Annotated in this window: 14 protein-coding genes; 6 read left to right on the plus strand and 8 right to left on the minus strand. The window is 67.7% G+C overall.

The features are described from left to right. Nucleotides 1–11: 11 nt before the first annotated feature. From lptC to H9654_RS06530, 3 genes are all read right to left on the minus strand, one after another. A complete protein-coding gene (gene lptC, locus H9654_RS06520; protein ID WP_191769926.1) occupies nucleotides 12–572 on the minus strand; it encodes an LPS export ABC transporter periplasmic protein LptC in 561 nt (186 codons plus the stop codon). Next, nucleotides 569–1,117 (minus strand): KdsC family phosphatase, encoded by a 549-nt coding sequence (locus tag H9654_RS06525; protein ID WP_191769928.1) that lies wholly within the window; start codon nucleotides 1,115–1,117, stop codon nucleotides 569–571. The genes lptC and H9654_RS06525 overlap by 4 nt, the downstream gene beginning before the upstream one ends. A gap of 61 nt (nucleotides 1,118–1,178) precedes the next feature. After that, nucleotides 1,179–2,204: a KpsF/GutQ family sugar-phosphate isomerase gene (locus tag H9654_RS06530; RefSeq protein ID WP_191769930.1), complete on the minus strand. Its 1,026-nt coding sequence runs from the start codon at nucleotides 2,202–2,204 to the stop codon at nucleotides 1,179–1,181. 53 nt (nucleotides 2,205–2,257) lie between these two features. Here H9654_RS06530 and H9654_RS06535 point away from each other — a divergent pair, with 53 nt between their 5' ends. Genes H9654_RS06535 through H9654_RS06545 form a run of 3 tightly spaced genes read left to right on the plus strand, consistent with a single transcriptional unit; the run spans nucleotide 2,258 to nucleotide 4,077 of the window. Further along, nucleotides 2,258–2,488, plus strand: a complete 231-nt coding sequence (locus tag H9654_RS06535; protein ID WP_005408396.1) for a BolA family protein — start codon at nucleotides 2,258–2,260, stop codon at nucleotides 2,486–2,488. A 21-nt stretch (nucleotides 2,489–2,509) separates the two neighbouring features. Next, on the plus strand, nucleotides 2,510–3,781 hold the full coding sequence (gene murA / locus H9654_RS06540; protein ID WP_101100820.1) for a UDP-N-acetylglucosamine 1-carboxyvinyltransferase: 1,272 nt from the start codon (nucleotides 2,510–2,512) through the stop codon (nucleotides 3,779–3,781). After that, nucleotides 3,778–4,077 (plus strand): EF-hand domain-containing protein, encoded by a 300-nt coding sequence (locus H9654_RS06545; protein ID WP_191769932.1) that lies wholly within the window; start codon nucleotides 3,778–3,780, stop codon nucleotides 4,075–4,077. The genes murA and H9654_RS06545 overlap by 4 nt, the downstream gene beginning before the upstream one ends. Nucleotides 4,078–4,142: 65 nt before the next feature. Here the strand turns inward: H9654_RS06545 and H9654_RS06550 are convergent, their stop codons facing one another. The 5 genes from H9654_RS06550 to purM form a co-directional block, all read right to left on the minus strand. Further along, on the minus strand, nucleotides 4,143–4,826 hold the full coding sequence (locus tag H9654_RS06550) for a DUF3108 domain-containing protein (RefSeq protein ID WP_101100818.1): 684 nt from the start codon (nucleotides 4,824–4,826) through the stop codon (nucleotides 4,143–4,145). 2 nt (nucleotides 4,827–4,828) lie between these two features. After that, nucleotides 4,829–5,626, minus strand: a complete 798-nt coding sequence (locus H9654_RS06555) for a DUF3108 domain-containing protein (RefSeq protein WP_191769934.1) — start codon at nucleotides 5,624–5,626, stop codon at nucleotides 4,829–4,831. Nucleotides 5,627–5,692: 66 nt separating this feature from the next. Beyond that, on the minus strand, nucleotides 5,693–6,355 hold the full coding sequence (gene purN, locus H9654_RS06560) for a phosphoribosylglycinamide formyltransferase (protein WP_191769936.1): 663 nt from the start codon (nucleotides 6,353–6,355) through the stop codon (nucleotides 5,693–5,695). Next, nucleotides 6,352–6,789, minus strand: coding sequence for a hypothetical protein (locus tag H9654_RS06565; RefSeq protein WP_191769938.1), 438 nt, complete (start codon nucleotides 6,787–6,789; stop codon nucleotides 6,352–6,354). The genes purN and H9654_RS06565 overlap by 4 nt, the downstream gene beginning before the upstream one ends. 138 nt (nucleotides 6,790–6,927) lie before the next feature. Then, complete coding sequence (gene purM, locus H9654_RS06570; RefSeq protein ID WP_318241118.1) at nucleotides 6,928–7,989, minus strand: phosphoribosylformylglycinamidine cyclo-ligase; 1,062 nt, start codon at nucleotides 7,987–7,989, stop codon at nucleotides 6,928–6,930. 98 nt (nucleotides 7,990–8,087) lie between these two features. Between purM and H9654_RS06575 the strand changes: the two genes are divergently transcribed. Genes H9654_RS06575 through hda form a run of 3 tightly spaced genes read left to right on the plus strand, consistent with a single transcriptional unit; the run spans nucleotide 8,088 to nucleotide 11,100 of the window. Then, nucleotides 8,088–9,224, plus strand: coding sequence for a DUF2066 domain-containing protein (locus tag H9654_RS06575; protein ID WP_191769941.1), 1,137 nt, complete (start codon nucleotides 8,088–8,090; stop codon nucleotides 9,222–9,224). After that, nucleotides 9,221–10,393: an AI-2E family transporter gene (locus H9654_RS06580; protein ID WP_191769943.1), complete on the plus strand. Its 1,173-nt coding sequence runs from the start codon at nucleotides 9,221–9,223 to the stop codon at nucleotides 10,391–10,393. Before H9654_RS06575 ends, H9654_RS06580 begins: the two co-directional genes overlap by 4 nt. Beyond that, the gene (gene hda / locus H9654_RS06585) at nucleotides 10,390–11,100 is read left to right on the plus strand and encodes a DnaA regulatory inactivator Hda (protein ID WP_042614654.1); all 711 of its coding nucleotides are present in this window, start codon (nucleotides 10,390–10,392) and stop codon (nucleotides 11,098–11,100) included. The genes H9654_RS06580 and hda overlap by 4 nt, the downstream gene beginning before the upstream one ends. Nucleotides 11,101–11,264 lie beyond the last annotated feature (164 nt).

Here is an 11,264-nt window from a genome sequence, read left to right on the forward strand (position 1 = left end):
ATGCCGCAGGGTCATCGCCGGGGCAGGTAGCGGCCCTTGGACTGGCTGAGGAAATGATACGTGTTGTTGTTGGAATCCAGCTCGAACCCGACGCCGCTCTGTTCCATGCCCGGGCGGGTCATGGTCACCAGCGCATCGGTACGGGCGCGGTTTTCCTTGGGAAAAACATTCAGATGGGTGGTGCGGAACGTGGTCGGCGGGGTGTTGCCCACGGTCGGGCTGTCACCGGCGACGTTGCCGCGCAGGCGCATTTCATCGCCCTTGGCACTGACCCAGCCGGTTTCCGAACGCATCGTCCAGTGGTTGCCGTCCTGGCCGGGCATTTCAAACACCGGGGTGGCGATGGTGAGGGTCTGGTCGGCCCGCAGGCGCTCCAGCCGCGGCGCGCGCAGGGTGGTCGATTCCTTGCCTTCATCGTCCAGCATGACAATCTGGAAGTCGTGCAGCACGTAGTCCACGCTGCCATCGTCGACGATGGCCTGCGGCCCCTTGTCGCGGTTGCGCAGCAGCGACCAGCCGCTCAGGATGGCCACGACCAGCAGGGTCGCGCCGATGGCGGTGCGCCAGTTCATGCGCCGAACCCTGCAAGCACGGCGTCCACGCGGCCGTGCGCGGCCAGCAGCACGTCGCACAGCTCGCGTGCGGCGCCGCGGCCACCTTCGGCGCGGGTCTGCCAGTGCACGCGTTCGGCGATCCACGGATGCGCGTTGGCCGGGGCTACGGCCAGTCCCACATGGCACAGCGGGCCCAGGTCGGGCAGGTCATCGCCCATGAACGCCACCTGGTCCAGGGTGATGCCGTGCTGAACGCACAAGGCCTGCACGCTGGCCAGCTTGTCGCCCACCGCGATCTGGGTGTCGATGCCCAGGTCCGCGCCACGCTTCAACGCCGACTGGCTGTTGCGCGCGGTGATGAGCACGGGGTGGATGCCGTGCTTCTGGAGCAGTTTCAATCCCAGGCCGTCCTGCACGAAATATGCCTTGCTCTCGTTGCCTTCACGGTCGTAGTAAAGCTGACCATCGGTGAGCGTGCCGTCCACGTCGAAACACGCCAGACGGATGCGCGCGGCTGCGGCATGCAGGTGGGCAGGGAAGGCAGGCAGGGGGGACCAGGGCATTGGGTTGCAGGTATCCGGGTTGTCGTGCGGTAAGGGATGAATGGGGGCGGGCTGGGTTCGGTTAAACCACCCGGGCCCGCAACAGGTCATGAATGTTCAGCGCGCCGACCGCGCGCCCGGCGTCGTCGACCACCACCAGGCCATTGATTTTATGGGTTTCCATCAGCCGTGCCGCTTCCACGGCGAGCTGGTCGGCGCCGATGGTACGCGGACTGCGGGTCATCACCTCGGCGATCTTCGCGCTGCGTACGTCCAGTTCGCTGTCCAGCGCCCGGCGCAGGTCGCCATCGGTGAACAGGCCGATCAGCACCCCTTCGGCGTCGACCACGGCGGTCATGCCGAGGCGCTTGCGGCTCATCTCCACCAGGGCCTCGCTGAGGCTGGCGCCGGCATCCACGCGCGGCAGGTCATCGCCGCTGTGCATGACGTCGGTGATGTGCAGCAGCAGGCGGCGGCCGAGGCTGCCGGCCGGGTGCGACCGGGCGAAGTCGTCGGCGGTGAAGCCGCGCGCATCCAGCAGCGCCACCGCCAGCGCATCGCCCATCGCCAGCGAGGCGGTGGTGCTGGAGGTCGGCGCCAGCGCCAGCGGGCAGGCTTCGGCGGGCACGCTGACATCCAGGTGGACATCGGCGGCACGGGCCAGGCTGGACTGCGGCTTGCCGGTCATGGAAATCAGCAGGTTGCCCTGGCGCTTGAGCACCGGCAGCAGCATCAGCAGCTCGTCGGACTCACCGGAGTAGGACAGCGCCAGCACCACGTCGGCTTCGGTGATCATGCCCAGGTCACCGTGGCCGGCCTCGCCCGGGTGCACGTAGAACGCCGGGGTGCCGGTGGAGGCCAGGGTCGCGGCGATCTTGCGCGCGATGTGCCCGGACTTGCCCATCCCGGTGGCCACCACCCGCCCGCGGCTGGACAGGATGTGCTGGCAGGCCTGCTGGAACGCTTCGCCCAGCCCGGCAGCGACCGCGTCCAGGGCTTCGCGTTCAATCTGGAACACGCGCTTGCCGCTGGCCACCAGCGCGGCCGGGTCGGCGGAAAGGCGGGCCGGCAGGCCGGCAGCAGGGAAGGGCAGGGTGGGATCAGCCATGCGAGCGCCACGCAGCAGAGTAGAATGTGCGGACATTTTATTAGGAAAGCCCGTTGGACGCCGACACCATCCGCAATCTGATCGAAACCGGCCTGCCGGGCGCCCGCGCCGACGTGCAGGGCGACGATGGCGTGCACTTCGAAGCGACCGTGGTCTGCGAGGCCTTCGCCGGCAAGATGCCGCTGGCCCGCCACCGCATGGTGTATGCCACCCTCGGCGATCTGATGGGCGGCGCGATCCATGCGCTGGCGCTGAAGACCGTGACCCCGGCCGAAGCCGGCTGAACCTGGAAAAGACCCTGATACATGGCCAAGATCGTTGTGACCGGCGGCAATGCGCTGCACGGTGAAGTAAGCATCTCCGGCGCCAAGAACGCCGTCCTGCCCATCCTGTGCGCGACCCTGCTGGCCGATGCGCCGGTGGAAATCACCAACGTGCCGCACCTGCACGACGTGGTCACCACGGTGAAGCTGCTGGGCGAACTGGGCGCCAAGGTGACCATCGACCAGGGCACGCTGTCGCGCGGCAGCGCGATCGTGGTCGATCCACGCCCGGTCAACCAGCACGTGGCGCCCTACGAACTGGTGCGCACCATGCGGGCCTCCATCCTGGTGCTGGGCCCGCTGCTGGCCCGCTTCGGCGAAGCCGAAGTGTCGCTGCCCGGCGGCTGCGCGATCGGTTCGCGCCCGGTGGACCAGCACATCAAAGGCCTGCAGGCGCTCGGTGCCGAGATCGTCGTGGAGAATGGCTTCATCAAGGCCAGCGCCAAGCGCCTGAAGGGCGGTCACTTCACCTTCGACATGGTCAGCGTGACCGGCACCGAGAACGTGCTTATGGCCGCCGTGCTGGCCGAGGGCACCACCGTGCTGGACAACTGCGCGATGGAACCGGAAGTCACCGACCTGGCGCATTGCCTGATCGCGCTGGGCGCGAAGATCGAAGGCCTGGGCACCGCCCGGCTGGTGATCGAAGGCGTGCCGCGGCTCGGCGGTGGCCGTCATGAAGTGCTGCCGGACCGCATCGAAACCGGCACCTTCCTGGTAGCCGCGGCGATGACCGGTGGCAGCGTCACGGTGAACCGTGCGCGCCCGGACACCATGGAAGCGGTGCTGTCCAAGCTGATCGAAGCCGGTGCGACCATCAGCACCACCGCAGACACCATCACCCTGGACATGCACGGCAAGCGGCCGAAGGCGGTCAACCTGACCACCGCGCCGTACCCGGCGTTCCCGACCGACATGCAGGCGCAGTTCATGGCGCTCAACTGCGTGGCCGATGGCGTGGGCGTGATCAACGAAACGATCTTCGAGAACCGTTTCATGCACGTCAACGAACTGCTGCGCGTGGGCGCGGACATCCAGGTGGAAGGCCACACGGCCATCGTGCGCGGTGCCGAGCGCCTGAGCGGCGCGCCGGTGATGGCGACCGACCTGCGTGCGTCGGCCTCGCTGATCCTGGCTGGGCTGATGGCCGATGGCGATACCACCATCGACCGCATCTACCACCTGGACCGCGGCTACGAGAACATCGAAGAGAAGCTGTCCGCGCTCGGTGCCACGATCAGGCGCGTGCAATGATCCTGCGCGGCAAGTTCACCCGCCGCCGCAAGGCGCTGCTGGCGCTGGTGCTGATGATGCTGGCCTACCTGGGCTATGCCTGGTTCGCCGACATCGCCATCACCAAGGGCGTGGAGCAGAAGGACATGGACTGGAACGGCGATGGCACGGTCACCCGTGACGAGATCATCCAGGCCTTCCACGCGGTGGGCGCGACCGATACCAAGGATGGCAACCGCGAGTGCCGCACCTTCGTGTGGCGCAACACCGGCGAGCAGATCCGCGTGGACTGCCGCACCGTGTTCCAGTCCGAATAAGGGTAGTGACGGCCGCTGGCCGTCAGCACAGGCAATGACGGCCAGCGGCCGTCATTACCGATACGTCAGTTCAAGCCCTTGATGGTCAGGTCCAGCGCGTCCTTGCCGCTTTCGCGCTGCAACAGGCGCGCCGGCACCGGGAACTCCGGCACGATCCAGGCGATCAGTTCCTTGTTGCCATCCACGCGCGACACCTTGGTCGCTTCGTAGCTCTTGCCGGCCACGGTGACCGCTTCCTTGCCGACCACGCGGTAGCTCATCGGCTTGATGCGGCCTTCGTCCACCATGCGGTAGTTCAGCGGCCTGCCGGCGGCCAGGTCGCGCGCGATCGCCAGGTTGATCAGCAGCGCATCCATGTCGCCGGCCTTCAGCGCCACCGGTCCTGCACGGTCCGGCTTGATGTCACCCGTCCAGGTGGCCTGGTTGCTGGTCCAGTTGTAGTTGGCCTGCACGTTGCGCTTCTTGACCAGCAGCACGGAGCTGTCCTGGCTGCTCAGCGGACGCAGGCGACCGTTGGCTTCCTCGAACACGGTGCTCTGGCTCAGGTCGGCCAGCTGGTTTTTCACCTTCAGGCTGTAACGCCATTTGCCGGCGCCTTCGCTGGCCAGGGTCATCGTGCCGTTGGCCTGCATGCCCATGTAGCTGGCGAGGTAATCGGCCTTGAACGGCTGCAGTGCCATCGCTGGCAGGCTGGCTACCGACAGGGCGGCAGCGGCGATCCAGGTCAGCGGGCGTTGGAACGTGGTCATGCTCAGACTCCTTGGTATTCGATGAGGCGCAGGTCGATGTAGTCCTGGCCATCTTTGCGTTGCAGGATACGCACCGGCGTCGGTACGCCGTTGGCGATCCACAGGATGGTTTCGTCGTTGCCGCCATTGGTGCGCGCCACGCGCAGCGCGTCGTAGGACAGCTCGCCCACCTGCACGCTTTCGGTGGCGCTGGCAGACTGGTAATCGTGCTGGCGCACGCGGCCCACATCGACGTAGCGGTAATGCATCGCGCTGCCGGGGCGGGCGTCGCGCATGATCGCCAGGTTCAACAGCAGCGCGCTCTGGTCACCAGCCTGCAGCGGAATCGGCTGGGTGCGTTCTTTTTTCAGATCGCCCGTCCAGCGCGCCGTGCCGGCCTGCCAGTCATAGGTGCCGGTGACTTTCTTGCCGAGGAACAGGCCTTTGCGCACGGTGCTCTGGCTCAACGGCACATACTGGCCGCCCTGGTTCTCGAACACGGTGCTCTGTTCCAGGTTCAGGCCCAGCACGCTGGCGAAGCCGCGGCGGCCGACCACCTGCATGTCCACCCGCCACTGCGTGCCACCGGCATGGGTGACGCGCATGGTGGCATCGCCCGCTTCCTTGCCCTTGTAGAAGGCCTGGTAGGTGGCGGTGAACGGTTCCAGTGCGGGCGGTTCCCAGGCCAGGGCGGGCAGCGCGGGCACGGCCGGCGCGGCGGGTGCGGGCTGCGGGGCCTGCTGCGCAGCCGAAGGCAGCGCCGCCAGGCAGAGCAGGGCGGACAGCAACAGCGCGGGACGGAGCAGCGTCGTGTTCTTCATACCAGCCAGCAACGTGAGAGAAGGGAAGCATGCCAGCGCCTGGGTCAGCAGCGCGTGTTCAGCAACTCAGGCAGGTTGCAGCATGCGCGCCGAATCTAGGACCAGCGGGCTGAAAAGGGGGTGACCGTCGAGCTGGAGCTGAGCGTTCTGTTCAGTTACGCGGCCGCTGGCCAGCAGCTGCAGGCTTGCGATCAGCAGCGGGTGCTCCACGGCCAGTACCCGCGCGGCCAGCGTTTCCGGCGAATCACCGGGGAGTACGTCAACGCGCGCCTGCGCCAGCACGGTGCCGGCATCCAGCTCGGGCACCACGAAGTGGACGCTGGCCCCGTGCTGCGTATCTCCGGCTTCCAGCGCCCGCGCATGCGTGTGCAGGCCCTTGTACAGGGGCAGCAGGGAAGGGTGGATGTTGATCAGCTTGCCATCGAAGCGGGCCACGAACGCCTCGCCCAGGATGCGCATGTAGCCGGCGCAGACGATCCAGTCGGGCGCGCTGGCGGCGATCGCGTCGCCCAGCGCGGCCTCGTAGGCGGCACGGTCGGCAAAGTCGCGCGGCGCTGCTGCCCAGCGCTGCGCAGCCGGTAAGCGCTGCAGGGCCTGCGCATCGCGGCGGTCGGAAAACACCCCCACCACCTCGGCCTGCAAGGCTCCCTGCGCGATGGCATCCAGGATCGCCTGCAGGTTGCTGCCGCGCCCGGAGGCAAGCACCGCGATGCGTGTGCTTGGGGTCATGCCGCGACCTTGGGCGCGCCGTCCGGGAAGCTGGCGACGACTTCCGGGCGCAGCAGCGCCCACAGCGCGTAGACGGTCAGCGCGATGCCCAGGGCACCGGTCAGGCAGGCCAGCCCCGCCACGACCAGGCACAGCCGGTGCTGGCGACGCGCGCCCAGGCAGCGGGCGGCCTGCAGGCTCAATCCGCCCAGCACGACGTACACCGCCGAAGCGATGCCCATCACGATGAACAGCAGCCACGGGGCGGCCTCAGGACCACTGCCGGGCGGCTCGCTGACATAGCCGGCGAGGGTGACCAGCAGCAGGAAAGCGGCGAGGAGGAGTTCGAAACCCCCCAGCACATAGAACAGGATCTTCAGCGTGTGCAGGTGCGAATCGACCTGCATCGACGTCCAACCACGCGGGGCGTGCAGGGGGGGAGGCGTGGCGGACATGGCGGTCTCTTTGATGGCCTTGCAGGCGCCGGGTAACACCCGGCTTCGGTAGCGCCGAGCCATGCTCGGCGGAATGTCTGGACGCTCCCGCTGCACTCGCCGAGCATGGCTCGGCGCTACCGGCGCGGAATCCGGGGATCAGCCGATGTGGACGCGCTCGGCGCCCTCCACGGCCGGCACGACCTTGCCGATGGTCCAGTGCTGCAGGCCCTGTGCGGCGGCGGCCGCGGCCACGGCGGCGACCTGGTCGGCGGCGACGATCAGCACGAAGCCGATGCCGCAGTTGAAGGTGCGCCACATTTCGGCATCGGCCACCGCGCCTTCGCGCTGCAGCCACTGGAACACCGGCGGCAGGGTCCAGCTGCGGGCGTCGATGTCCAGGCCCAGGCCGTCGGGCACCACGCGGATGATGTTTTCCGTCAGGCCACCGCCGGTGACGTGGGCCATGCCGTGGATCGCCTCGCCGTGGGTCTTGAGCAGGGCCAGGATCGGCTTCACGTACAGGCGGGTCGGCGCCATCAGCGCATCGACCAGCTTCACGCCGTCGTCCAGCAGCAGATCGGCCGGCTGCCCAGCGCGGTCGTAGATGCGGCGCACCAGCGAATAGCCGTTCGAATGCGGGCCGGAGGAGGCGATGCCGATCAGCACGTCGCCTTCGGCAACGCTGGCGCCATCCTTCAGTTCGCTTTTTTCCACGCCGGCCACGGTGAAGCCGGCCAGGTCGTACTCGCCCGGGGCATACATGTCGGGCATTTCAGCGGTCTCACCGCCGATCAGCGCGCAGCCGGCCTCGGTGCAGCCGTTGGCGATGCCGCCCACGACCGCCGCGGCGGTGTCGATGTCCAGCTTGCCGGTGGCGAAATAATCCAGGAAGAACAGCGGTTCGGCGCCCTGGACCAGCACGTCGTTCACGCACATGGCGACCAGATCGATGCCGATGGTGTCGTGGCGGCCCAGCTGCTGGGCCAGTTTCAGCTTGGTGCCGACGCCGTCGGTACCGGACACCAGCACCGGTTCACGGTACTTGTTGGACAGGTCGAACAGGGCACCGAAGCCGCCCAGTCCGCCCATTACCTCAGGGCGGAAGCTGCGCTTGACCAGCGGCTTGATGCGCTCGACCAGTTCGTTGCCGGCATCGATGTCGACACCCGCGTCACGGTAGGTGAGGGGCGTAGGGGCGGAGGACGGGCTGTTGGTCACGGGCGTCGGCGCTGGCAAGGGTGAGACGGCGATTTTAACAGGCCACGTTGGCGCAAAGACCCTATTCGGGCAACAATCTCCCCGGATACGTCGAGCCAATGGAAGTCCAGATGCCCCGCAGCCCCCTCAGGACCACGTTCCTCATCATGCTCCTCGCGGCGTGCCTGCCCTTTGCCGCCCTGGCCCAGAGCGGCCTGCGCACCGAAGGGGACGTGGCCACCGCCAGCGGCGCCTACGAGGCCGAGGTCCCGGTCCGGGGCCAGAGCGACGCCGATCGCAACGGCGGCTTGTCGCGCGCGCTGGCCGAGGTGCTGGGCAAATTGTCCGGCGACCGCAACATCACCGCCCGTCCGGGCGTGGTGCAGGCCCTACGCAATGCCAAGGATTACGTGCAGAGCTACGACTACAAGCAGGACCAGAGCACCAGCGCCAGTGGTGCGCCGAACTTCCGCACCCTGTTGGTCGCCCGTTTCCGCGAAGACGACGTGGATGCGATGGTCGCCGCGCTGGGCCTGCCGGTGTGGCCGCAGCCGCGCCCGAAGCCGGTGCTGTGGCTGGCCATCGACGATGGCAGCGGCCCGCGGCTGGTGACCGTGCAGCAGGCCAACGCGGTGCGCCCGGTATTGGCGCGCGCGGTGGAACGCGGCTTCAAGCTGGGCCTGCCGACCGGCAGTACGGCAGAACAGGCGCTGGTGGGTGCGATCTGGCGCCAGGACACCGCCGCGGTGGCACGGGCATCGGCCCGTTACGCCCCGCCGATGCAGCTGATCGGCAAGCTGTCGCGGGCGGATGGCGGCTGGACGGCGGACTGGGTGTTCGTCGACAACGGCCGCGAACTGAACAAGTGGACCACCAAGGATGCCAACGCCATGCGCGCGATGGCCGGCGGTGCCGACGGCGCGGCCGACGCGCTGGTGCGCCGTTATGCCAAGCCCGGCGCGGCAACCGGCCAGGCCGGGACCTACCGCATCGTGGTGACCGGGATCGACAGCGCCGACGACTACATGCGCCTGGCCGCCGGCCTGCGCGAGGTGCCGGTGGTGCGCAACATCATCCCGCTGCGCGCAGTGGGCAACAGGCTGGAACTGAGCCTTGAAATGACCACCGGCCTTGCCGGGTTGAACCGCATGCTGGGCGAGGACGGGGTGCTGGTGCCCGTCGCGCCGGTGGCGATCACCCTGGACGGTGATGAACAGAATCCGGCCCCGGCCAGCAACGAGTATCGCCTGCGATGATCCACACCCCGGAGGCGGAAATCGCCCTGTTCCTGCGCCGCGTCAAGTTCGTCGCGGTCGCGCTGCTGATCGGCTGGGTGGTCTGGCTGCTGGCGCCCATCCTGACCCCGTTCGTGCTGGCGCTGGCGCTGGCCTGGCTGGGCGATCCGCTGGTGGACCGGATCGAGGCGACCGGGCGTTCGCGCAACACCGGCGTGATCCTGGTGTTCGTGGCGATGGTGCTGGTGATCACCGCGCTGCTGTTGATCCTGGTGCCGATGATCGAGCGCCAGATAAGCACCTTGATCGCTTCTGCGCCGCAGGCCCAGGCCTGGCTGATGGAGAAGGGCATTCCCTGGTTCGAACAGAAGACCGGCCTGGAAGTGATGCAGTGGCTGGATTCGGAGCGGGTGATGGAGTACATCCGCAGCCACTGGCAGCAGGCCGGCGGGGTGGCCAAGCAGTTCTTCGGCTATGTGCAGCGTTCCGGCTTTGCGATGGTGACCTGGGTGGTCAACCTGCTGCTGCTGCCGATCCTGGCGTTCTACTTCCTGCGTGACTGGGACCTGCTGGTCGAGCGCGTGCGTTCGGTCATCCCGCGCAACCATGTGGGCACGATCACCCAGCTGGCGCGCGAATCCAACGATGTGCTCGGCGCGTTCATCCGTGGCCAGTTCCTGGTGATGATCGCGCTGGGCGTGATCTACGCAGGTGGCCTGACGATGGTCGGCCTGAACCTGGGGCTGTTGATCGGCATCATCGCCGGGCTGATCAGTTTCATTCCCTACCTGGGCGCCACCACCGGCATCCTGATGGCGGTGATCGCTGCACTGGTGCAGTCGCAGGGCTTCGACCTGAAGCTGCTACTGCTGGTCGGCGTGGTGTTCACCGTGGGCCAGCTGCTGGAAAGCTACGTGCTGACCCCGCGCATCGTCGGCGACAAGATCGGCCTGCATCCGGTGGCGGTGATCTTCGCGGTGATGGCCGGTGGCCAGCTGTTCGGTTTCCTCGGCATGCTGCTGGCGTTGCCGGTGGCGGCAGTCAGCAACGTGCTGCTGCGCTATGCCCACCAGCGCTACCGCGAAAGCGAGCTGTATGCCGGTGAGAAACCGTCGATCGTGCTCGATTCGTACATCGACAAGCAGGTCATCATCGTCGACGGCGCGCCGAAGGGGCCGGAACCAACGTGAGCGCAGTACCGCAGCTGCCGTTGGCCCTGCATTACCCGCAGGACGAGCGACTGGAGACCTTCATCGGCGCACCGGATGGTGCGCTGGCGCAGCTGCGTGCGATTGCCGTGGGCGCCAGCCCGGACTGGGTGTACCTGGAAGGCGCGGCCGGCACCGGCAAGACCCACCAGGCCCTGGCGATGTGTTCCAACGCCGAACAGGCCGGGCGCACCCCGACCTACGTGCCGCTGAGCGCGGTGGTGGGGCGGGTGCGTGCGGTGCTGGAAGGGCTGGAGCAGCGCGATCTGGTGGTGCTGGATGGGCTGGATGCGGTGGCCGGTGGGCGCGATGACGAGGTGGCGCTGTTCGATTTCCACAATCGTGCGCGCGCGGCCGGTACGGCGGTGATGTACACCGCGCAGGCGGCGCCGGCCGAGCTGGGCCTGGTGTTGCCGGACCTGCGTTCACGGTTGGGGCAGTGTGTGCGCGTGGTGCTGCAGGCGCTGGACGAAGAGGGGCGTGCGGCGGTGCTGCGTGACCGCGCGTTGCGCCGTGGTCTGTCCATCGACGAAGCCTCCATCGAATGGCTGCTGTCCCACTCCGGCCGCGAGCTGGGTGGGCTGATCACGCTGATGGACTGGCTGGACCGCGAATCGCTGGCGGCCAAGCGGCGGATCACCGTGCCGTTCCTGCGCCAGGTACTGGAAGACGGCCGGCCGCGTTATTGATTTTGGGTGGTTGCCGGGCTTGCAGCCCGGCGGCCTGCTTTTTTCAAGCCGGAGCAACGTCAACGTCAACAGCCTGCAGGGCTATGCGTTGGCGGGGCGGGGTGGCTGTGCAGGACACGCCGTGAATCCGTCCATGGAGGCTCGCTTTTCGCATCCATGCGAAA

Source organism: Stenotrophomonas lacuserhaii (assembly GCF_014836545.1).
Classification (GTDB): domain Bacteria; phylum Pseudomonadota; class Gammaproteobacteria; order Xanthomonadales; family Xanthomonadaceae; genus Stenotrophomonas; species Stenotrophomonas lacuserhaii.